Genomic DNA, 20,961 nt, shown 5'->3' with positions numbered 1-20,961 from the left:
TCAAGTAAATGGGTACTCTGGAGTACATGGCCGCCAGCAGCTCCGCCCCGAAACGCGTGACAGATGACCTCGTGACAGCCGATGCCGTGACCGCCGACCCGGTGACCGCCGACCTGGTCGAGCTGATCGGCACGCTGGTCTCGCGCCACTACAAGGAGTACGAGCAGGCCGCCTCGGGCCAGGGCCTCACCACGGCGCAGGCGCGGGTTCTCGATCTGCTCTCGCGGGAGCCGATGCCCATGCGGCACATAGCCCAGCAGGTGAACTGTGAGCCGTCGAACATCACCGGGCTCGTCGACCGGCTGGAAGCGCGCGGCCTCGTCGAGCGCCGCCCCGACCCGGCCGACCGGCGTGTGAAGCTGGCCGCACCGACGGCAGAGGGTGTGCGGATGGCGCGGGGAGTGCAGGGGAACCTGGGCTTCGCGCGCGGGGCCATCGCCTCGCTGACCGGCGACGAGCGGGTGGCGCTGCGCAGGCTCCTCGCCAAGATGATGCTGGACGGCGACGCCACGGCCTGACGCCGGCCGCGAGTGACGACCTTCAGGTGACCGACGTGACGGTCTGACGTCGGCCGCGCCTTCCCGCAGGAACTGGGGTCTTTCGTCTGGATCGGGCCGGATCCCCCTAGGTGCACCACCACAGGAAGCGGTCGCACGTCTCCGTCGGGGTGGGCTGCGGCGGGGGCGGCGGTGTCGTGGTGGGCCCGGGGGCGGGCGTGCCGGGGCCGGTCGGGGTGTGCGGCGTCGGGGTGGCGGCGGGCACGGAGGTGGCGTGGCCCTCGGTCCCCTCCTTCGCCCCCTCCGTCTCCTTGCCCTTCTTCGCGTCCTCGGACTCCGACGCGGACGGGGAGGGGGACGCCGAGGCGCTCGACGCCTGCGGGTCCGCCTCGGCCGCGGCGGCGCCGGTCGGGGTGCCGGCCGCCGAGGATGCGGCGGCCTGCGCCTCCTGGTCGGCGGCTTCCTCGGCCGACGTGGACGAGCCCTGCGCGTCGCCGTCCGCCGACGACTCGGTGCCGAGTTCCGCGAAGCTGAGGCCGCCCGCGGCGAGCGCGAGCCCCGCGGCGGCGATCACGATCTTGTTGCGCCGGCGCCGGTGGGCCCTGCGGGCGCCGCGCTCACGGCGTTCCCTGCGGGAGCGGCGGGTGTGCGTGGGTTCGTCGGCGTAAGGGGCGCCGGCGTTCTCGGCCGACTCCTGCGCCGCGAGCGCCTCCGCGTGCGCGCGGCACGCTTCGGCGGGCGTGCCGCACCCAGGGCAGGCGAGGGCGCCATTGAGGTGCCTTCGGCACGGGTGGCAGTAATCCATGACGCATGGAGGCTAGGCGCCGTGCCGGTAACGGAAAAAGCCGGGGCTGTGAATGTTCTGTGCGGAACCGCGTGTTCCGAAGAATTGACCCTCCATATGGCTTCTGTGCACGGCGTACCGGGCGACCGGGTGCACGAACCATTGACACCCCGCGCGCACCTCCCTACTGTCACGCCAAGATTTCGAACGCATGACGAAATATCGAACGTCGCAGGGGGCAACTGCCGTGCGCATCACGGGAATCAGCACACACGTGGTCGGGACGCCTTGGCGCAACCTGACCTACGTCCAGGTGCACACCGACGAGGGGATCACCGGGGTCGGCGAGACCCGCATGCTGGGCCACACCGACGCGCTCGTCGGCTACCTGAAGGAGGCCCAGGCCAACCACATCGTCGGCTCGGACCCCTTCGCGACCGAGGACCTCGTACGGCGCATGAAGTACGGCGACTACGGGCGGGCCGGAGAGATCGTGATGTCCGGCATCGCGGTCGTCGAGATGGCCTGCTGGGACATCAAGGGCAAGGCGCTCGGTGTGCCGGTGTGGCAGCTGCTCGGCGGCAAGGTGACGGACCGGGTCAAGGCGTACGCGAACGGCTGGTACACCACCGAGCGCACCCCCGAGGCGTACCACAAGGCGGCGCAGGCCGTGATGGAGCGCGGGTACAAGGCACTGAAGATCGACCCGTTCGGGACGGGGCACTACGAGCTGGACCACGAACAGAGCCTGTACGCCGTGTCGTTGATCGAGGCGGTGCGCGACGCGATCGGGCCCGACGCCGAGCTGATGCTGGAGATGCACGGCCGGTTCTCGCCCTCCACCGCCATCCGGCTGGCGCGCGATCTCGCTCCCTTCAAGCCTGCGTGGCTGGAGGAGCCGGTGCCGCCGGAGAACCTCAAGGCGCTGGAGAAGGTGGCCGCGAGGGTGGACATCCCGGTCGCCACGGGTGAGCGGATCCATGACCGGATCGAGTTCCGTGAACTGTTCGAGAGCCAGGCCGCGGACATCATCCAGCCGGATGTCGGCCACATCGGCGGCATCTGGGAGACGCGGAAGCTGGCGGCGACGGCGGAGTCCCACTATGTGCTGGTGGCGCCGCACAACGTGGGCGGTCCCGTGCTCACTGCGGCCTCGCTCCAAGTCGGCTTCTCCACACCGAACTTCAAGGTTCTGGAGCACTTCAACGACTTCGCGGACGCCGCCATCAAGAAGGTCGTGAAGGGCGCGCCGCAGGTCGATCCGGAGACCGGGTGCTTCGAGCTGTCGCACGAGCCGGGGCTCGGGGTCGAGCTCGACGTGGACGCGGCGGCCGAATTCCCGCAGCAGCAGGCGCGGTTCGACCTGTGGGCGGAGGGCTGGGAGCAGCGCCGGCCGGAGGGTACGCGGTGAGCGTCGCGGTCGTCGTCGAGGCGCCGGGCGCGTACCGGATCGTCCCTCATGAGCCGACGCCGCCGGGTGCCGGCGAGGCGCTGGTCCGCGTCCACGCCGTGGGCATCTGCGGCAGCGACCGCGAGGTGTACCAGGGCAACCGGCCCGAGGGGTACGTGCGGTACCCGCTCACTCCGGGGCACGAGTGGTCCGGCACCGTCGAGGCCGTCGGACCGGGCGCGCCGCAGTCGCTCGTCGGCAGGAAGGTCGTCGGCGAGGGCTTCCGCAACTGCCAGGTCTGCGACCGGTGCCACGCCGGCGAGACCACGCTGTGCACGGCCGGGTACGAGGAGACCGGGTTCACGCAGCCCGGCGCCATGGCCGCCACCCTCACCCTGCCCGCCCGGCTCCTGCACGTTCTGCCGGACGACGCCGACCTGACGGCGGCCGCGCTGCTCGAACCCGCGGCCTGCGTCGCCGCCGCCGCGCTCAAGGCGGACGCGCGGCCGGGCGAACGTGTCGCGGTCGTCGGCGCGGGGACCCTCGGCATGCTCGCCGTGCAGTTCCTCGCGGCGAACTCCCCCGCCGAACTCCTCACCGTCGACACCCGGCCCGAACGGGCCCCCCTTGCAGAACAGCTCGGCGCGACGGACTTCCGTACGCCCGACCAGGAGTTGCCCGGCGACTTCGACGTGGTGATCGAGACCGCCGGCTCCGCGGACTCGGCCCGTGCCGCGGCGTCGCTGCTGCGGCGCGGGGGGCGGCTCGTCCTCACCGGGCTCCCGGCGTCCGGTGAGGCGGGGCTCGATCCGACCGGCCTCGTCGTGCGGCAGCTGGAGGTGCGGACCGTGTTCGGGGCGCCGCCGGCCGCCTGGGCGCATGCCGTGCGGGTCTTCGGCGCGGGGCTGCTTGATCCGTCGCCGCTGGTGACGCACGAGCTGCCGCTGGATCAATTCCCGTACGGCATCGAGCTGGTGGGATCCGGTGACCCCAAGGTGGGCAAGGTGCTGCTGCTCCCCCAGGGCCCCTCGTAAGCCCTGGCCCCTGCCTCCCGGCGCGTTCCGGGCGTGCCTACACCCATCGATCCGAACTTGGTTCGAAATACCGAACAACACCGAACGTGAAGGACTGCCCGTGACCGACTCCCCCTCTCCCCGCCGCCCCGGCGAACCCGCCCTCGCGGCCCTGGGCCTGTCCGCCCCCTCCACCGCCGACGCCGACACCTCCCCGCACGCCTTCCCCGACGGTGGCACCTGGCGCACCGAGATCCCCTCCGTCGAGGGGCCCGAGGCGCTGGCCGTCGTACTCAAGGAGGCCTCGCGCCTCGACGTGCCGGTCCACCGGATCAGCCAGGGCAGCGGCGTGTGGATGCTCACCGACGCCGAGATCACCGAGATGGTCGAGTCGGCCGCCGAGCGGGACATCGAGCTGTGCCTGTTCACCGGGCCGCGCGGCACCTGGGACACCGGCGCCTCCGTGCGCACGGACTCGCGCGGCGCCGGCCTGCGCGCCCGCGGCCACGACGCCGTCGCCGGATGCGTGGAAGACGCGGTCCGGGCAACGGAGTTGGGCGTGAAGTGCCTGCTCGTCGCCGACGAGGGCGTGCTGTGGACGCTGCACCGGGCGCGCGAGCAGGGGGTGATCCCCGGTGACACCACGCTCAAGGTCTCCGCGCTCATCGGCCCGGTCAACCCCGCCTCGTACGCCGTCTTCGAACGGCTCGGCGCCGACTCGCTCAACGTGCCGAGCGATCTCACCCTCGCCCACCTCACCGAGATCCGCCGGGTCTCCGCCGCACCCATGGACCTGTACGTCGAGGCGCCGGACGACCTCGGCGGCTATGTACGGATGTACGAGATCGCGGAGCTGATCCGCCGCGGGGCGCCGCTGTACCTGAAGTTCGGGCTCGCGAAGGCCCCCGCCATCTACCCCTACGGCGCCCACCTGCGCGACGTCACTCTCGACACCGCCCGTGAGCGCGTGCGCCGCGGCCGGCTCGCCCTCGACCTGCTGGCCCGGCACGGCGCGGACGGCGGCATGTCGCCGCTCGGCTCGCGGCTGCCGGGCACTCTCGACCGTTTCCCGCTGACCGTCTCCCACTGAATTTCCCGCCGGCGTTTCCCGCTGACGTTTCCGCTCCCCCCGACGCGACCGACAAGGACTGATGACCATGCGCAACCGCAGAAGTGCCGTTTCCGCCGTGGCGGGAGCCGCCGCTCTCGCCCTCGCCCTGACCGCCTGCGGGCAGAGCAGCGAGGGCGGCAGCAAGGAAGCCAAGGACAAGAAGGAGATGACCGTCGGCATCGCCATGCCGACCAAGTCGTCCGAGCGCTGGATAGCCGACGGCAAGAACATGGTCGCCACACTGCACAAGGCCGGCTACAAGACGACCCTCCAGTACGGCGAGGACGACGTCGACCAGCAGGTCCAGCAGCTCGAGGGCATGATCACGCAGGGCGTGGACGCGCTGGTCATCGCCGCGATCAACGGCGACGCGCTCTCCAACGTGCTCAAGGAGGCCCATGACGCGGACATCCCCGTCATCTCCTACGACCGTCTCCTGCTCAACTCCCCCTACGTCGACTACTACGCCTCCTTCGACAACGAGAAGGTCGGCCAGCTCCAGGGCACGTACATCACCGAGAAGCTGGGTCTGAAGGACGGCTCCAAGAAGGGGCCCTTCAACATCGAGCTGTTCGCGGGCTCGAACGACGACAACAACACCAAGTACTTCTTCAACGGCGCGATGAAGGTGCTCCAGCCCTACATCGACAAGAAGCAGCTTGTGGTCAGGTCCGGCCAGACGGCGCTCAACAAGGTCACGACGCTGCGCTGGGACGGCGGCACCGCGCAGAAGCGCATGGACGACCTGCTCACGTCGTCGTACTCCTCCGCCAAGGTGGACGCCGTCCTCTCCCCGTACGACGGCATCTCGATCGGCATCCTGTCCGCCCTCAAGTCCGACGACTACGGCTCCGCGAGTAAGCCGCTGCCCGTCGTCACCGGGCAGGACGCCGAGGTCGCCTCGGTGAAGTCGATCGTCGCGGGCCAGCAGACCCAGACCGTCTACAAGGACACCCGGGAGCTGGCCAAGGTCGCCTCCAGCATGGTCGACGCGGTGCTGAAGGGGAAGAAGCCGCAGGTCAACGACACCACTTCGTACAACAACGGCAAGAAGGTCGTGCCGTCCTACCTGCTCCAGCCGGTGAGCGTCGACAAGAGCAACTACCAGAAGGAGCTCATCGACACCGGCTACATCAAGGCGAGCGACCTCAAGTAGCCCGCCCACACCACCGGTTCACACGGAGCAGAAAGGCACGACCATGGCGGGACCCGTCCTGGAAATGCGCTCGATCGTCAAGACCTTTCCCGGCGTCAAGGCGCTCGCGGACGTCTCTCTGAGCGTCCGCGCGGGCGAGGTCCACGCCGTCTGCGGGGAGAACGGCGCCGGGAAGTCGACGCTGATGAAGGTCCTCAGCGGCGTTCACCCGCACGGCAGTTACGAGGGGGAGATCCTCTTCGAGGGCGAGCCGTGCCGGTTCAAGGACATCGGGGCGAGCGAGAAGCGCGGCATCGTGATCATCCACCAGGAGCTCGCCCTGGTGCCGTACCTCTCGCTCGCCGAGAACATCTTCCTCGGCAACGAGCACGCCACGCGGGGCGTGATCAGCTGGGGCGAGACCCTCAAGCACGCCACGGACCTGCTGCGGCGGGTCGGTCTGAACGAGCACCCGCAGACCCGCGTCGCCGACATCGGCGTCGGGAAGCAGCAGCTGGTCGAGATCGCCAAGGCCCTGTCGAAGGAGGTGAAGCTGCTCATCCTCGACGAGCCGACGGCCGCGCTCAACGACGAGGACAGCGGCAAACTCCTCGATCTGATCCTGGAGTTGAAGGGCCAGGGCATCACCTCGATCATCATCTCGCACAAGCTCAACGAGATCGCCCGGGTCGCGGACTCGGTGACGGTCATCCGCGACGGGCACTCCATCGAGACGCTCGACGTGAAGGCCGCGGAGACGACCGAGGAGCGGATCATCCGCGCCATGGTCGGCCGCGACCTCGACCACCGCTTCCCGGAGCGCACCCCGCACCCGCAGGACCACACGGCGGCGCCGGCCCTCGAGATCCGCGACTGGACCGTCTTCCACCCCATCGACCAGCAGCGCAAGGTCGTCGACTCGGTGTCCCTGAACGTGCGCCGCGGGGAGATCGTCGGTATCGCGGGGCTGATGGGCGCGGGCCGCACGGAACTCGCGATGAGCGTGTTCGGCCGGGCCTACGGGAAGTACGCGGGCGGCAGCGTCCTCAAGGACGGTACCGAGATCCGCACCCGCACCGTCCCCGAGGCGGTCGGACACGGCATCGCGTACGTCACGGAGGACCGCAAGCACTACGGCCTCAACCTCATCGACTCCATCAACCGCAACATCTCGCTGAGCGCGCTGCGCAAGGTCGCCCGGCGCGGGGTGGTCGACGAGCACGAGGAGCGGAAGGTCTCCGAGGGCTTCCGGAAGTCCATGAACATCAAGGCGCCCAACGTCTCCGAACCCGTGGGCCGGCTCTCCGGCGGCAACCAGCAGAAGGTCGTCCTCAGCAAGTGGATCTTCGCTGGGCCCGATGTGCTGATCCTCGACGAGCCGACCCGCGGCATCGACGTGGGCGCGAAGTACGAGATCTACACGGTGATCGACCAACTGGCCGCCGAGGGCAAGGCCGTTGTCTTCATCTCCTCCGAACTGCCCGAGCTGCTCGGCATGTGCGACCGGATCTACACGATGTCGGCCGGACGGCTCACCGGTGAGGTCCCGCGAGCGGAGGCCACCCAGGAAGTGCTGATGCGGCACATGACCAAGGACAAGAGGTAGGACCGATGAGCACGAACCTGAAGGCCGGGTCGCCGGCCGGCGCCGAGGCCCCGAAGGAATCCGGAGACAACGGGCACGCGACCGGCCTCGGCCGGCTGCTCATCGACGGCATGCGCCGCAACATGCGGCAGTACGGGATGCTCTTCGCCCTCGGCCTGATCGTGATCCTTTTCGAGGTCTGGACGGGCGGCGACCTGCTGCTGCCGCGCAATGTCTCGAACCTGGTGCTGCAGAACAGCTACATCCTGATCCTGGCGATCGGCATGATGATCGTCATCATCGCGGGCCACATCGACCTGTCGGTCGGCTCCATCACCGCGTTCACGGGGGCGCTCGCCGCGGTGCTCATGGTCACGCACCACTGGTCGTGGCCGGTGGCCGCGATCGCGGTCCTCGCCGTCGGCGCGGTCGCGGGGGCCATGCAGGGCTTCTTCATCGCCTACCTCGGTATACCGTCGTTCATCGTGACCCTGGCGGGCATGCTGCTCTTCCGCGGTCTGACGGAGATCTTCCTCAAGGGGCAGACGCTCGGCCCGTTCCCCGAAGGGCTGCAGAAGGTGGCCAACGGCTTCCTGCCCGAGGTCGGCCCCGACACCAACTACCACAACCTCACCCTGCTCCTCGGCCTCGGCCTCATCGCCCTCGTCGTGTGGCAGGAGGTGCGCGACCGCAAGCGCCAGCAGGAGTACGCGCTCGACGTGCTGCCCGCGAAGCTGTTCGCGCTGAAGCTCACCGCGCTGGTCGCCGCCGTCCTCGTCTTCACCCTGCTGCTCGCCAGCTACAAGGGCGCGCCCGTGGTGCTGATCGTCCTGGCCGTGCTCCTCGTCGCCTTCGGCTATGTGATGCGCAACGCGGTGATCGGCCGCCATGTGTACGCGATCGGCGGCAACCTGCCGGCGGCGAAGCTCTCCGGCGTCCGGGACAAGAAGGTCACCTTCGCGGTCTTCCTCAACATGGGGATGCTGGCGGCGCTCGCGGGCCTGGTCTTCGCGGCCCGCTTCAACGCCGCGTCGCCGAAGGCGGGCGTCAACTTCGAACTCGAGGCGATCGCCGCCTCGTTCATCGGCGGCGCGTCGATGAGCGGCGGCGTCGGCACGGTGCTCGGCGCGATCATCGGCGGCACCGTCCTCGGCGTCCTGAACAACGGCATGAACCTCGTCGGCGTCGGCACCGACTGGCAGCAGGTCATCAAGGGCCTGGTGCTGCTCGCGGCGGTCGGCTTCGACGTGTGGAACAAGCGCAAGGTCGGTTCGTAAGTCAGCTCGGCCCCGCCGGCCCAAGCCCGGCGGGGCCCACCCTTTGAGGGAGCCGCACATGGAACTGAGCAGACGCACTCTCCTCGCATCGGGCGCCGCCGCCGGTGCAGCAGCCACCGCGCTGGGCGGAACAGCCCACGCCTCGGCCTCCGCCTCGGGAAGCAGGAGGCCCGTGAAGGAGCTCTTCGGCAAGCTCGCCGACGGCACGAGGATCTACCGCTGGTCCCTGGAGAACGGCGGCACCCGCCTGAAGGTCCTCTCCTACGGCGGCATCGTCCAGTCCCTGGAGATACCGGACCGCCACGGCCGGTACGTGAACGTCTCCCTCGGCTACGACACCATCGAGGACTACGTCGCCGGCACCACATTCTTCGGTGCCACGATCGGCCGCTACGGCAACCGCATCGCGAACGGCCGGTTCGCCCTCGACGGCACGACGTATCAGCTCTCCGTGAACGACGGGGCCAACTCCCTGCACGGCGGAGCGAAGGGCTTCAACACGCGGGTGTGGGACGTGGAAGACTTCAACTCCGGCTCCGACGTGGGCCTGAAGCTGCACTACACGTCGGTCGACGGCGAGATGGGCTACCCAGGCACGCTCAAGGTAACGGTCACCTACACCCTCGGGCCGAGCGGCGACTGGCGCATCGACTACGAGGCGACGACGAACAAGGCGACCGTCGTGAACCTGACGAACCACACGTACTACAACCTCGCGGGCGAGGGCAGCGGCGGCATCTACGACCACGAACTCACCCTCGCCGCCTCCCGTTACACGCCCACCGATTCGGGCCTCATCCCGACCGGTGAGCGGGCGAAGGTCACGGGCACCCCGTTCGACTTCCGCTCCGCGAAGCCGATCGGCCGCGACATCCGCACCGCGCACCCGCAGCTGGTCACGGCCAAGGGCTTCGACCACAACTGGGTCCTCGACAAGGGGATCACGGCGCGGCCGGTGCACTTCGCGACACTGCGCGACCCGTCCTCCGGCCGCACTCTGGAGATCGCCACGGATCAGCCGGGCGTCCAGTTCTACTCGGGCAACTTCCTCGACGGCACGCTCACCGGCCCCTCCGGGCGCACCTACCGGCAGGGCGACGGCCTGTGCCTGGAGACGCAGCACTTCCCGGACTCGCCGAACCATCCGGCGTTCCCGTCGACGGTGCTGCGCCCGGGCGAGACCTACCGGACGACAACGGTGCACTCGTTCAGCACCTGACCGACCCCCACCCGCGTCCCCCCGGCATCGCCCGCGACGACCACGGGCGATGCCGGTCATGGCGCGCCATTCAGGTCGGCCTGTCCGGTGAGGCCGTGGAGCGCTATGTGGACCGCTGGATCGTGCACATCACCGATGTCACGGATCTGGCCCACTCGACCCACGCCGCCGTGCGCGAGGGACGTCTCGACGACGCACTGCGCGAGCTGCCGGCGGAGCGCCCCCACCCGCTCGCGGAAGCGCTCCGCGAGCGGGTGGGGGCGGACAACTGACGGACCGGCACGGTCCTTCGACGACTCAGCCCAGCCGGATCACGTTCCACGACAGCGGTTCGAGGGTCGCCTTGAGGGTGCCGCCCTCCAGCACGGTCCCCGTCACCTGATGCGGCGCCACCCGCTCAGGCTCCGCGAGCGTGTTGCGGGCGTCCGGGTCGGCGTCGGCAAGCACCGAGTGCTCCACGACCTCACCCAACTCCAGCCCATGCATCGTCACTTCGAGCGGCAGGGACTCCGTCTGACTGCGGTTGACCGCGAACACAGTGACCGTTCCGTCCTCCGCGCGGACCGCCGTAGCGTGCAGCAGGTCCGCGGTGCCGTGGCGCTTCGTGTCGTACGTCGGTCCTGACATGCGTACGTCGAGGACCTCGCCGCGCCCGTACCGCGACGCCGCCGCGAACGGGAAGAACGTCGTCTGGCGCCAGGCCGGGCCGCCGGGCTCGGTCATGATCGGGGCGATGACGTTGACGAGTTGGGCCAGGCAGGCCACCGTGACGCGGTCCGCGTGGCGGAGCAGGGCGATCAGGAGCGAACCGAAGACGACCGCGTCGGTGACCGAGTAGACGTCCTCCAGGAGGCGGGGGGCCTGAGGCCAGTCGAGGGCGGAGACCTCGGCGTCCGTGCGCGACATGTACCAGACGTTCCACTCGTCGAAAGAGAGGTTGATCTTCTTCTTCGACTTGAGGCGTGCGCCCACGTGGTCGCACGTTGCGACGACGTTCTCGATGAACGACTCCATGTCCACCGCCGACGCGAGGAAGGAGTCCCGGTCGCCGTCGTGCTCCTCGTAGTACGCGTGGAGCGAGATGTAGTCGACCAGGTCGTAGGTCTCCTGCAGGACCTTCGCCTCCCACTCGGCGAACGTGTCCATGCCTTGGCCCGAGCTGCCGCAGGCGACCAGCTCGACGTCCTTGTCGATCTGGCGCATCGCACGCGCCGTCTCGGCGGCGAGCCGCCCGTACTCCTCGGCCGTCTTGTGGCCGGTCTGCCACGGTCCGTCCATCTCGTTGCCCAGGCACCAGAGCCTGATGCCGAAGGGGGCCTTGTCGCCGTGGGCGATGCGGCGGTCCGACAGCTCCGTGCCCGCCGGGTGGTTGGCGTACTCCTGGAGTTCGATGGCCTCCGCGACGCCGCGCGTGCCGAGGTTCACCGCCATCATCGGTTCGGCCTGCGGGCCGACCTTCTTCAGGAACGCGATGTACTCGGACAGGCCGAAGCGGTTCGACTCCGTCGTGCGCCAGGCCAGGTCGAGACGGCGCGGGCGCTCCTCGGCGGGGCCGACCGAGTCCTCCCACTTGTAGCCGGAGACGAAGTTGCCACCGGGATAGCGGACGGCGGTGACGCCGAGTTCGCGGACCAGTTCCAGGACGTCCTGGCGCAGGCCCGCCTCATCGGCGGTGGGGTGGTCCGGCTCGAAGATGCCGGTGTAGACACAGCGGCCCAGGTGCTCCACGAAGGAGCCGAAGAGCCGGGGGTCGACCGTGCCGACCGTGAAGGCGGGGTCGAGGGCGAAGCGTGCGGTGCGGGTCATGTCTCCCTCAGGGTTCGGGATTACGGACGTTGATCGAGTCGCCGGACAGCCGGCCAGCCGTCCTTGCCCCAGCTCAGCTCGTTGAGGCCGAGCTTGGGGGTGCCGGAGTCGCCGGCGTCGTAGTAGTGGTAAGCGAGTACGTCACGCCCCTTGTCGCGGAAGACGGACTCGCCCCCCGTGCCGACGAACCGGCCGTGCCCCGAGAGGAGCAGCGTGCCGCCGCCGGCCAGGAGCGGGGTGCCGTCCTCGTCCGCGTACGGGCCCGTGACCGAAGCCGAGCGGCCGACCCGGATCTTGTACGTGGAGTTCACGCCGGAGCAGCACGCGTCGTACGAGGCGAAGAGGTAGTAGTAGTGGCCGTGGTGGACGACGGCCGGGCCCTCGACCGCGTACGGGGCGTCGGGGCGGGTCGCCAGGTGGTGGACGGTCGCGCCCTCGATCGCCTTGCCGGTCCGCGGGTTCAGCTCGACCATGCGGATGCCGGACCAGTACGAGCCGAAGCTCATCCAGAGTTTCCCGTCGGCCCGGACGATCGCCGGGTCGATGGCGTTCCAGGTGTCGGTGGTCCCGGAGCTGAACACCTTGCCGTGGTCCGTCCACGTACCCGGGAGACCCGATGCGGAGGTGGCGACGCCGATCGCCGAGTGGTTCGTGCCCCAGGACGAGACCGCGTAGTAGAGCCAGTACGTGCCGTCGCGGTAGGAGACGTCGGGGGCCCACGGGTCGCCGGTGTCGTTGTACTCGTACCACCAACTCGGCGGCGCGGCGAAGGCGTTGCCCTCGTCGGTCCAGTGGACGCGGTCCTTCGAGAGGCGGGCTCCGATGACGCCGCCGGTCGAATAGGCCACGTACTGGCCGGACTTGAGCTTGATGACCGTCGGGTCGTGGACGATCTGCTGGCCGGTGATCGCCTGCGGGTCCGGGTAGGCGGCGTCGGCCTGCGCCATCGTGGGCAGCAGGGCGAGAAGGGCGGCGGCCGCCACGGCTGCCAGGGGTCTGCCCACTGTGCGTACGGTCACTGTCCCGCCAATCCTGTGTGGGCCACGCCCGCCACGATCTGGCGCTGGAAGAAGACGAAGACGACGATCAGGGGCAGGCCCGCCATCAGACCGCCGGCCATCAGCTGGGCCCACTGGATGCCGTACGAGTTCATGACGGTCGCGATGCCGTTCGGCATGGTCATCAGGTCGGGGTTGTTGGTGACCATGTACGGCCACAGGAAGTTGTTCCACGACGCGATGAAGGTGAAGATGCCCACCGCCGCGAGCGAGGGCCGGGCGAGCGGCACGACGATGGTGAAGAAGACCCGCCAGCGTCCGGCGCCGTCGATGAACGCGGCCTCCTCCAGCTCCTTGGGGATGCCCTGGAAGAACTTGTAGAGGATGTAGACCATCGCGGCCGGCGCGCACTGCGGCAGGATCATGCCCCAGTACGTGTCGACCATCCCCATCTGCTGGACCGTGGTGAACAGGGGCACGCCGAGGACGGCCGGGGAGATCATGAGTCCGGCCATGACGACGCCCATCAGGACGTTCTTGCCGCGGAACTCGGTGCGGGCGAATCCGTAGCCGGCGAGCGCGCTCACCGTCAGCACGATCGCGGTCACACAGACCGACACCACAAGGGAGTTGACGAACCAGTCGGTGATGTTGCCGGTCTCGAAGAGTGCCTTCCACGCCTGGCCGGTCCACCCCTTCGGCAGCCAGTGCGGCGGCACCTCGACGGCCTCGGTCTCCGACTTCAGCGAGGTGAACAGGGCCCAGGCGAGCGGCGCCAGGAAGACGGCGGAGACGGCGACGCCGAGGAGGGTGAGCACGATCTGGCTCGGCGTCCAGGCCTTGCGTGTACGGGTCTTGATGCGTATCTGCGTGGCGTCGGTGGTCATCGCGCGCCCTCCTCACGGTTGCGCAGCAGCCACATCCGCGCGAGGGCGACGGCCGCGATGATCACGAAGAAGATGACGGAGATGGCGGAGGCGTAGCCCACGCGGTAGCTGGTGAAGCCCTGTTCGAGGGTGAACTGCACGAAGGTGCGCGTCGATTCCTCCGGCCCCGGCCCGAAGTCCTGCATCACGACGGCCTGGTCGAAGACCTGGAGCGAGGCGAGGATCTGCAGGGCGATGACGAGGCCCGTGATGTTGCGCAGCATCGGCAGGGTGATGTGGACCACGCGGTGCCAGGCGTTCGCGCCGTCCAGCTTCGCGGCCTCGTAGAGGTGCCCGGGGATGCCCTGGAGCGCGGCGAGGTAGAGCAGGAAGCTGAAGCCGACCGTCCACCACAGGGTCGTGATGACGACGGCGAGCATCGCGTACGACTTGTCGGTCAGCCAGGGGGTGTCGATGCCGAAGACGTGGTTGACCATGCCCGTGCCGGGGTTGAACAGCCACTGCCACAGGTTGCCCGCGACGGTGGAGGGCAGCAGGAACGGCAGGAAGAAGCAGAGCCGCCACAGCCATGTGCCGCGCTCTATGTGGTGGGCCAGCATCGCGAGCAGGAAGGCGAGGACGGTGATGCAGGGCACGACGAGCAGCGTGAAGAAGGCGCTGTGGCCGAGCGAGTCCCACATCAGCGGGTCATGGAGGGCCTCGCGATAGTTGTCGAAGCCGATGAAGCCCGCGCTGTCGCCGGAGATGTTGGCGTCCGTGAAGCTGAGGTAGACGCCGCGCAGCAGCGGCCAGATCACGAAGAACGCGAACAGTGCCAGGAACGGGGCGACGAACCAGCCGCCGTGCTGGAAGCCCTGCTTCCTGCCGACGGTGGCGGCGCCCGCCGCGGCGGCCTGCGCGCGCGGCGGTGCGATGACGGTCTCGGCGCTGGTCGTCATGCGGCCGCACCTCCTTGCCCTGCGGTCTTGCCGTCCATGGGGTTCTTCATGGCCAGGAGCTGGGTGAGCACGCCCTTCATGCGGCGGGCGACGGCCTGAGGCCTGGCGGAGCCCAAAGTCGAGGAGACGACGATCGGGCCGACGCGCTGGGCGAGGATGCCGGTGGACCCGGCGAACCACACCTTCGGCTCGTTCGCCTGGTGGTCCATGGCGGAGACGTATTCGTTCTGCGGGCTCAGCTTCTTGTACGCGGCCGTGGACAGGGTCGGCGTGTACGCGGGGATGTGGCCACCGGCCGCCCACTGCCGGGCGTGCTTGACGACGTACGCGGCGAGTTGGTGCGCGCCCTCGTTGGTGGCGCCGCCGCGGCCGGCCTGGTGCGGCAGTACGAAGGAGTGCGACTCGGCGTGGGTGGCCTGCTTGCCGAAGACGGGCGGCAGCGGGGTCGCGCCGTACTCCAGCTTCGCGCCGGAGAAGACCGGCACGGACCAGTTGCCCTCCCAGGTGAAGGGGGTGCCGTTGACGAACTGTTCGGCGCCGACGGACCCCATGCCCGGGTTGGCGTACCCGTCGGCGACGTGCTGACGCAGGAACTCCAGGACCTGGGTGGCCTTGTCGGTGTCGAAGGTGACCTCGGTGTTGTCGGCGTTGAACCAGGTGCCGCCGAGCTGGGTGTAGAAGGCGACGAAGAACCACCACTGGAAGTTCTGGTCGTTGACCCACAGGCCGATGGTCTGAAGCCCCTTCCGGGTGGCCTTCTTGGCCTCCTTCAGCATGTCGAACCACCCGTCGGTGGACGTGACCGGGACGAGCCTGCCGTCGTCGCCGATCAGGCCCGTCTTCTTCAGGACGTCCTTGCGGTAGAAGCAGAGCTGGACGTGAATGTCGAGCGGGAGGGCGTAGAGCTTGCCGTCGATGACGGCGCGCTTCCACAGCGCGGGGTTGAAGTCGGCTTCCTTCACGCCGTACTTGGCGAGCAGGCCGACGTCCCACGGGTCCAGGAGGCGGCCGGGCGAGAACCCGGTCACCCGGCCCAGGTGCATCACGCCGAGGTCCGGCGCGCGGTTGCCCGCCGCGGCCATGGCGAGCTTGGTGTAGAAGGGGCTGCCCCACTGGAGGGTCGAGTCCTTCACGTCGATGCCGGGGTGCTCCTTACGGAACGCGTCCAGCATCGCGATCATGTTGTAGCCGTCGCCGCCGCTGAAGAGGTTCCAGTAGCGCACGCGTGTGCTCGCGCTGGAGGCGAGCGCGTCGGCCCCCGTGCCCAGCGCCGCAAATCCGAAGCTGCCCGCCACCGTCAACCCGCCGATTCCGGCCAGGAGTTGCCTGCGGTTCAGGCCAGGTCGTCCCATTCCCTGCCCTTACTGTTCGAGATATCGAATGATGCTCGTAACTTCGAACGGGACCGTAGATTCGGGACGCGGCGACGTCAATGGGTTGCGCAACACAAAGGTGCGGGACCCCCACCCGCGTGGAGGTCCCGCACCTTCGAAACGCTCGCTCCGGGCTCAGCCCTCGAACGCGGGTTGCGCCAGACCGCGGCCCATGTCGCGCAGGACGAGCAGCGAACCGGCGTACGGGGACGGGGCGTCGAGACCGACGCGTGCCGACGTGACGTACAGGTCGGTGAGGTCCGCGCCGCCGAAGGCGCAGGCAGTGGGGCGCTTCACCGGCAGCTCCACGACGCGGTCGAGCGCGCCGGACGGGGTGTAGCGGCGCAGCGCCGAGCCGTCCCAGAGGGCGACCCACACACAGCCGTCCGCGTCGACGGTGAGCCCGTCGGGGTGACCCGCCCCCTCCTCGACGACCGCGAACTCCCGTCGGCGCACGACCTGTTGACCGTCCACATCGAAAACATCGATGCGTCGCGTCGGGGTGTCGACGTAGTACATGAGCGTGCCGTCGGGGCTCCAGCCGGTGCCGTTGCTGACCGTGACGTCGCCGAGGATCTCGGTGGTGGTCCCGTCGGGCGCGATCCGCAGGAGGTTGCCGCCGCCCGGCGTCTCGTCGTACGCCATGCTGCCCGCCCAGAGCGAGCCGTCGGGGGCGACGGCGGCGTCGTTGCCGCGCCGGCCCGGCACGGGGTCCCGGTGCAGCCAGCGGAAGCCCTTGCCGCCTGGCCCGTACAGGCCGATGCCGTCACGGAGGTTGACGACGAGTCCCGCGCCGCCGGCCCGCGGTTTGGCGGCGCCCACGTGCTGCTCGGTGGCCATGACCGTGCGGCGGCCGGTCGCGGGTTCGTACGTGTGGACCCGGCTGCCGAGGATGTCGACCCAGATCAGCCGGCCGGCCTCCGCGTCCCAGGTGGGGCCCTCCCCGAGCGTGGCCTCCGCGCGGACTGCCACCTCGGGCCTCATCGGCCGGCCCCCCGGTACCCGAGCCGCCCCGACAGGTCGGCGGCGCCCTTCACGGCGAGCTGCGCCAGCTCGTCCTCGCGCGACTCGCTCCAGCGAATCATCGGCACCGACACCGAGAGGGCCGCGACGACCCGTCCGGAGCGGTCGCGCACGGGGGCGGCGACGCAGCTGACGTCCGGATTGGACTCGCGGCTCTCGACGGCGACACCGCGCTCCCGGATACCGGCGAGGGCCTCGCGCAGGACGGCCGGGTCGGTGATGCTGTTCTCCGTCATCGCCATCAGCTCGGCGTCGTCGGGGACGCGGACCGCCAGCTCGGGCTGCGGCAGCGAGGCCAGGAGCATCTTGCCGACGGAGGTGCAGTGCGCGGGCAGTCGGCGCCCCGCGGCGGAGACCATCCGCACGGCGTGGGTACTGTCGACCTTCGCGATGTAGATGACGTCGGTGCCCTCGAGGATCGCCACGTGCACGGTCTCGTCGCAGGTCTCGGCGACCTCGCGGGCCACCTGCTGGCCCTCGGCGGCGAGGTCGAGCTGCTCCGCGTACCGGCTGCCGAGCTGGTAGGGGCGCACGCCCAGGCGGTAGCGGCCGGGCTCGCCCGGGACGGTCACGAGGTAGGAGCGGGCGGTCAGCGTCGTGACCAGCTCGTGCACGGTGGTGCGCGGCAGCTGGAGCTTGCGGACGATGTCCGGGGCGGACAGGGTGCCGTCCCCGTCCAGGAACAGCTCAAGTATGTCGAGAGCCCGGGTCACGGCGGGTACGAGACGCCCCACGGCCGGCCCCCTCTCTATGTTCGAAATTTCAACAGTCGGTCGGTATCACGAACATAGGCTACTCACAGCCGCGTTGAGGGGGCAATGGGCCCGGGGGCGCCCCGCGCACCGGTTCGCGACCTTGTGACGGCACCCACATGCCCCGTACGCGTGTCACAGCCGCTAGGGCCTGATGTGCTGTTTTCTCCGTGATGGCTTGGTAGTCAACCCCGACAAGCTCGGGCAGCTGGGCCCGGTGTCGGACCCATGGGCGGTCGACCGCGAGGTGCGGCAGGCCCGCCGGCAGCCGAGGGACTGCCGGACCGGTCACGGTCCGCCGGGCAGATCCCTCAACCGCCGAGCGCGCAACACCAGTTCCAGCTCGAAACGGCGGTCCGGGTCGTCGATCTCGTCGCCCCACAGCTCGCGGATCTGGCGCAGCCGGTAGCGGACGGTCTGCGGGTGGACGCCGAGGCGGGCGGCCACCTCGGGTGCGCCGCCGCGTGTCTCCAGCCAGGCGAGGAGGGTGTCGGCCATGCGGCGGGCGTGGGTGGGGCCGCAGTGGGCGAGGGGCGCGAGCGCGCGACGCGACAGGTCGTCGATGAGTTCCTCGGGCTGGAGGAGCACGAGGGCCTGGGTGTGTTCGGTGCAGTGGAGCACCTCGCCCGCCGGGAGCAGCCCGCGCTCCACGAGCCGGACGGCTGCCTCGGCCCAGCGCAGGGACTTCGCCGCGTCCGACAGCGGCACCGGCGGACCGATCGCGCCCGACCAGCCGGCCATGGCGCGGCGCAGGAGTTCGGGGCGGCCCGCCGCGTCGGGGTCGGGCACGACCATGCGGGGCTGCTCGGTCTCCATGTCGAGGAGCACGCCCTGCCCGACGGCGGGCGCGACCGCCTCGCGCGCGGGGCGCAGGAGCACTCCCACGGAGACCCGGCCGGGCAGGGGCCAGCCGATCCGGGAGGCCCGTTCGGCGAGGGCCCGCACGGGGTCGGGCGGGGCGGCGCCGCCGCGTTCGCCGTGGTCGGGATGTTCGGTCTGATCGGTGAGGAGCAGGTCGATCAGTTTGCGCTGGAGGCGCAGGCGTTCGCCGGCCTGCCGGGCGGCGGCCTCGGCGTAGCCGCGTACGGACTGGTCGACGAGTCCGTCGAGGTACTCGAATCCCGACTCGGCGAGTTCGTACATGGCGGGCGGCGGGATGAGGGCCCGCTGACCGAGTTCGGCGAGGCGGCGCCAGGCCAGGCGGACGCCGAGCCGGTACATGGCCTGGAGCGAGTCGAGGCTGCGGCCGTGCAGGCTCTGGCCGCGGCCGAACTCCTGGAAGACGGCCGGGTGGGAGCGCGGCCGGTCCTCCGCGTCGGCGAGCTGGAGCTGCACGAAGCCCTCGATGGCCCTGCGGATGCCGACGAGCGCCATGGGCTCGCCGGACTCGTCGAGCACGAGGGGTAAGTGGGGGTATTCGCGGCGGATCTCCCGCAGGATGTCCTCCGCGAGGGCGGGCGCCTCAGCCATGGCGAGGCCGGCGAACCGTTTCACCTGGAGCCGGGGCACATCGCGCCAGGCCGAGCGCTCGGGCCGCACGGCGCTGCGGGTCGCGGGGCCGACGGACGGAACGGGGGGCACCCTCAACGCTCCCGGCCGGCTGTCTCGTACGTCACGAGCGGCACGTTCGGCTGGTCCGGGGTGGCGTTCAGAAGGGCCACGACGCCCAGGGAGGCGCCGAGGGCGAGCACGGCGCCTGCCGCGACGGTCAGGGCGGCGGCGAGCAGTCGGTTCATCGCAGGGTCAGCCTCTCGTTCGGAGGTCGAATCCCCACCCGTTGCGCAGTCCCCTGCCGGGCCCCGTTCCGGCAAGTGCCCAGTGTCTGCAATGCATTGACACTCCGTCAAGGGTGCGCCTACGGTTCCCGGCCCAAAGCCGCGTTGCGCCCGCACCAGACCTCCCTCCCCCACCCCAGGAGTGCCGGATGCGTCGTACAGCTTCACCTTTCTCCCTGCTCACACTGGGTCTCGGCGCGTTCCTGCTCGCCCTGGCCCCGCTGCTCGCGTGGTACGTCGAGCCGCGCGCCGAACTCACCCCCGTGGACGTCGACACGACGACCGTGTTCACCGGAACCGGAAGCTATTTCGACACCGGCGCGGTGAAGACCGTGCGCGGCAAGAGGATCACCGTCACGCGCCAGGTGCGCGGCGATGTGGCCGCGTCCGAGAAGAGCGGCCGGGCGGTGTGGGACGTGTCCACGTCCGTCGACACCGACGCGTCGCTGCCCGCGGCCGACCCGCACGACGCGCTCCAGTGGACCCTGGAGCGCTGGGTCACCGACCGCAGGACCAACGCACCCGTGCACTGCTGCGGCGAGCAGCCGTCCTTCGAGGGCGAGGCCTACCTCAAGTTCCCCTTCGACGTGCAAAGGCGCGCCTACCGCTGGTGGGACAACACGCTCGGCGCGACGGTCACGCTCTCCTACCGGGGCACGAAGAAGGTCCAGGGCTACGAGGGCTACCGCTTCACCGGCACCGTCCCCGCCACGAAGACCGGGTCGCGCCTGGTGCCCGGGACGATCGTGGGACAGCCGAAGCGGAATCAGGTCCTGGCCGAGGAGTGGTACGCGAACCACGGCATCGAGCTGGTCGTGGACAAGAAGACGGGCCGGATCGTCCACGCGGCGATCGGCCCGCGCAAGACGCTGCGCGCCCCCGGTTCGGCGAAGGACGCGGTGGTGCTTCTCGACAGCGAGCGCATCGCGTTCACCCCGGCCACGCAGCGCCGGCAGGTCGCTCTCGCCGACGACGACAGCGGCCGGCTCCACCTCCTCGGCACGACGCTCCCGCTCACGGCGGGCGCGGCCGGCCTGGCGCTCGCGGCACTGGGTGCCGTGTTCGTCGTACGGGGCAGGGGCGGGCGGGGCGGTACGGGCGGGAGGGGGCCGTCGAATCCCGATTCGTCCCCAACAGTGCTGGAACCCTCCACGATGTGATGAGACGTCAGCTCCGGAAAGCTGAGAATTTGTCACCTCGGTGAGTAGCCGCATCGAACGGCTCGGCGAAAACTGTCCCACCCCACCCCCCGCACAGTTCAGGCACCGCCCCCGCACAGCCCCGGCACAGCTCTTCCGTAACCGCCGCCCCGGCACCCCGTTCCGCAGCCTGAGCCAGCCCCGTAAAGGCATCCCCAACGGCATCCGTAAGGCATTCCTGAAACGCCCCGCGCAAGTC

The 20,961-nt window shown here is 69.9% G+C and carries 20 protein-coding genes; 10 read left to right on the top strand and 10 right to left on the bottom strand.

Annotated elements, in window-relative coordinates; genetic code table 11:
• The first annotated feature begins 8 nt into the window (after nt 1-8).
• The gene (locus CG723_RS04455; protein ID WP_100591909.1) at nt 9-518 is read left to right on the top strand and encodes a MarR family winged helix-turn-helix transcriptional regulator; all 510 of its coding nucleotides are present in this window, start codon (nt 9-11) and stop codon (nt 516-518) included.
• A 106-nt stretch (nt 519-624) separates the two neighbouring features.
• On the opposite strand, the gene CG723_RS46045 is transcribed toward CG723_RS04455, so the two are convergent.
• Nucleotides 625-1,302 (bottom strand): SCO2400 family protein, encoded by a 678-nt coding sequence (locus CG723_RS46045; protein WP_159032385.1) that lies wholly within the window; start codon nt 1,300-1,302, stop codon nt 625-627.
• A 226-nt stretch (nt 1,303-1,528) separates the two neighbouring features.
• On the opposite strand from CG723_RS46045, the gene CG723_RS04445 reads away from it, so the two are divergent.
• The 8 genes from CG723_RS04445 (at nt 1,529) to CG723_RS48615 (ending at nt 10,283) form a co-directional block, all read left to right on the top strand.
• Nucleotides 1,529-2,692: a mandelate racemase/muconate lactonizing enzyme family protein gene (locus CG723_RS04445; protein ID WP_100591907.1), complete on the top strand. Its 1,164-nt coding sequence runs from the start codon at nt 1,529-1,531 to the stop codon at nt 2,690-2,692.
• Entirely contained in the window at nt 2,689-3,705 is a 1,017-nt protein-coding gene (locus tag CG723_RS04440; RefSeq protein ID WP_100591906.1) for a zinc-dependent alcohol dehydrogenase, read from the top strand. Before CG723_RS04445 ends, CG723_RS04440 begins: the two co-directional genes overlap by 4 nt.
• Nucleotides 3,706-3,805: 100 nt before the next feature.
• Nucleotides 3,806-4,774, top strand: a complete 969-nt coding sequence (locus CG723_RS04435; protein ID WP_100591905.1) for a hypothetical protein — start codon at nt 3,806-3,808, stop codon at nt 4,772-4,774.
• A 67-nt stretch (nt 4,775-4,841) separates the two neighbouring features.
• On the top strand, nt 4,842-5,951 hold the full coding sequence (gene chvE / locus CG723_RS04430) for a multiple monosaccharide ABC transporter substrate-binding protein (protein ID WP_100592552.1): 1,110 nt from the start codon (nt 4,842-4,844) through the stop codon (nt 5,949-5,951).
• Nucleotides 5,952-6,009: 58 nt separating this feature from the next.
• The gene (gene mmsA, locus CG723_RS04425; protein WP_423835770.1) at nt 6,010-7,536 is read left to right on the top strand and encodes a multiple monosaccharide ABC transporter ATP-binding protein; all 1,527 of its coding nucleotides are present in this window, start codon (nt 6,010-6,012) and stop codon (nt 7,534-7,536) included.
• Nucleotides 7,537-7,541: 5 nt separating this feature from the next.
• Nucleotides 7,542-8,792 carry a multiple monosaccharide ABC transporter permease gene (mmsB, locus tag CG723_RS04420; RefSeq protein ID WP_100591903.1) on the top strand — a complete coding sequence of 417 codons (1,251 nt, stop codon included), beginning with the start codon at nt 7,542-7,544 and terminating at the stop codon, nt 8,790-8,792.
• Nucleotides 8,793-8,850: 58 nt separating this feature from the next.
• A complete protein-coding gene (locus CG723_RS04415) occupies nt 8,851-10,011 on the top strand; it encodes an aldose epimerase family protein (protein ID WP_100591902.1) in 1,161 nt (386 codons plus the stop codon).
• Entirely contained in the window at nt 9,897-10,283 is a 387-nt protein-coding gene (locus tag CG723_RS48615; RefSeq protein ID WP_100591901.1) for a DUF4291 family protein, read from the top strand. Before CG723_RS04415 ends, CG723_RS48615 begins: the two co-directional genes overlap by 115 nt.
• A 25-nt stretch (nt 10,284-10,308) precedes the next feature.
• On the opposite strand, the gene arfA is transcribed toward CG723_RS48615, so the two are convergent.
• The 9 genes from arfA to CG723_RS46800 form a co-directional block, all read right to left on the bottom strand.
• Nucleotides 10,309-11,817: an arabinosylfuranosidase ArfA gene (gene arfA / locus CG723_RS04405; protein WP_100591900.1), complete on the bottom strand. Its 1,509-nt coding sequence runs from the start codon at nt 11,815-11,817 to the stop codon at nt 10,309-10,311.
• 20 nt (nt 11,818-11,837) lie between these two features.
• Nucleotides 11,838-12,764, bottom strand: coding sequence for an arabinan endo-1,5-alpha-L-arabinosidase (locus tag CG723_RS04400; protein ID WP_100592551.1), 927 nt, complete (start codon nt 12,762-12,764; stop codon nt 11,838-11,840).
• A 68-nt stretch (nt 12,765-12,832) separates the two neighbouring features.
• The gene (locus CG723_RS04395) at nt 12,833-13,702 is read right to left on the bottom strand and encodes a carbohydrate ABC transporter permease (protein ID WP_100591899.1); all 870 of its coding nucleotides are present in this window, start codon (nt 13,700-13,702) and stop codon (nt 12,833-12,835) included.
• Nucleotides 13,699-14,640 (bottom strand): carbohydrate ABC transporter permease, encoded by a 942-nt coding sequence (locus CG723_RS04390; protein WP_100591898.1) that lies wholly within the window; start codon nt 14,638-14,640, stop codon nt 13,699-13,701. Before CG723_RS04390 ends, CG723_RS04395 begins: the two co-directional genes overlap by 4 nt.
• Nucleotides 14,637-15,992: an extracellular solute-binding protein gene (locus tag CG723_RS04385; RefSeq protein ID WP_100591897.1), complete on the bottom strand. Its 1,356-nt coding sequence runs from the start codon at nt 15,990-15,992 to the stop codon at nt 14,637-14,639. The genes CG723_RS04390 and CG723_RS04385 overlap by 4 nt, the downstream gene beginning before the upstream one ends.
• A 156-nt stretch (nt 15,993-16,148) precedes the next feature.
• Nucleotides 16,149-16,997 carry an SMP-30/gluconolactonase/LRE family protein gene (locus tag CG723_RS04380; protein WP_100591896.1) on the bottom strand — a complete coding sequence of 283 codons (849 nt, stop codon included), beginning with the start codon at nt 16,995-16,997 and terminating at the stop codon, nt 16,149-16,151.
• Nucleotides 16,994-17,770, bottom strand: coding sequence for an IclR family transcriptional regulator (locus CG723_RS04375; protein WP_100591895.1), 777 nt, complete (start codon nt 17,768-17,770; stop codon nt 16,994-16,996). The genes CG723_RS04380 and CG723_RS04375 overlap by 4 nt, the downstream gene beginning before the upstream one ends.
• Before the next feature lie 306 nt (nt 17,771-18,076).
• Nucleotides 18,077-19,369 (bottom strand): helix-turn-helix domain-containing protein, encoded by a 1,293-nt coding sequence (locus CG723_RS04370; protein ID WP_234374141.1) that lies wholly within the window; start codon nt 19,367-19,369, stop codon nt 18,077-18,079.
• 2 nt (nt 19,370-19,371) lie between these two features.
• On the bottom strand, nt 19,372-19,524 hold the full coding sequence (locus CG723_RS46800) for a hypothetical protein (protein ID WP_165914430.1): 153 nt from the start codon (nt 19,522-19,524) through the stop codon (nt 19,372-19,374).
• 188 nt (nt 19,525-19,712) lie between these two features.
• Between CG723_RS46800 and CG723_RS04365 the strand changes: the two genes are divergently transcribed.
• Nucleotides 19,713-20,723, top strand: a complete 1,011-nt coding sequence (locus tag CG723_RS04365) for a DUF3068 domain-containing protein (RefSeq protein WP_100591894.1) — start codon at nt 19,713-19,715, stop codon at nt 20,721-20,723.
• Nucleotides 20,724-20,961 lie beyond the last annotated feature (238 nt).

The organism is Streptomyces sp. CB01635, from assembly GCF_002803065.1.
Classification (GTDB): domain Bacteria; phylum Actinomycetota; class Actinomycetes; order Streptomycetales; family Streptomycetaceae; genus Streptomyces.
The sequence above is the reverse complement of the archived record's forward strand: the minus strand, read 5'-3'. Positions and strand labels throughout refer to the sequence as shown.

What these genes read in the sequence shown, in the direction of transcription:
- CG723_RS04385 (WP_100591897.1), bottom strand. Translation starts at nt 15,992, where the DNA reads ATGGGACGACCTGGCCTGAACCGCAGGCAACTCCTGGCCGGAATCGGC.
- mmsB (WP_100591903.1), top strand. Translation starts at nt 7,542, where the DNA reads ATGAGCACGAACCTGAAGGCCGGGTCGCCGGCCGGCGCCGAGGCCCCG.
- chvE (WP_100592552.1), top strand. Translation starts at nt 4,842, where the DNA reads ATGCGCAACCGCAGAAGTGCCGTTTCCGCCGTGGCGGGAGCCGCCGCT.
- CG723_RS04455 (WP_100591909.1), top strand. Translation starts at nt 9, where the DNA reads ATGGGTACTCTGGAGTACATGGCCGCCAGCAGCTCCGCCCCGAAACGC.
- CG723_RS46800 (WP_165914430.1), bottom strand. Translation starts at nt 19,524, where the DNA reads ATGAACCGACTGCTCGCCGCCGCCCTGACCGTCGCGGCAGGCGCCGTG.
- CG723_RS04395 (WP_100591899.1), bottom strand. Translation starts at nt 13,702, where the DNA reads ATGACCACCGACGCCACGCAGATACGCATCAAGACCCGTACACGCAAG.
- CG723_RS46045 (WP_159032385.1), bottom strand. Translation starts at nt 1,302, where the DNA reads ATGGATTACTGCCACCCGTGCCGAAGGCACCTCAATGGCGCCCTCGCC.
- CG723_RS04390 (WP_100591898.1), bottom strand. Translation starts at nt 14,640, where the DNA reads ATGACGACCAGCGCCGAGACCGTCATCGCACCGCCGCGCGCGCAGGCC.
- arfA (WP_100591900.1), bottom strand. Translation starts at nt 11,817, where the DNA reads ATGACCCGCACCGCACGCTTCGCCCTCGACCCCGCCTTCACGGTCGGC.
- CG723_RS04380 (WP_100591896.1), bottom strand. Translation starts at nt 16,997, where the DNA reads ATGAGGCCCGAGGTGGCAGTCCGCGCGGAGGCCACGCTCGGGGAGGGC.
- CG723_RS04415 (WP_100591902.1), top strand. Translation starts at nt 8,851, where the DNA reads ATGGAACTGAGCAGACGCACTCTCCTCGCATCGGGCGCCGCCGCCGGT.
- CG723_RS04400 (WP_100592551.1), bottom strand. Translation starts at nt 12,764, where the DNA reads ATGGCGCAGGCCGACGCCGCCTACCCGGACCCGCAGGCGATCACCGGC.
- CG723_RS04365 (WP_100591894.1), top strand. Translation starts at nt 19,713, where the DNA reads ATGCGTCGTACAGCTTCACCTTTCTCCCTGCTCACACTGGGTCTCGGC.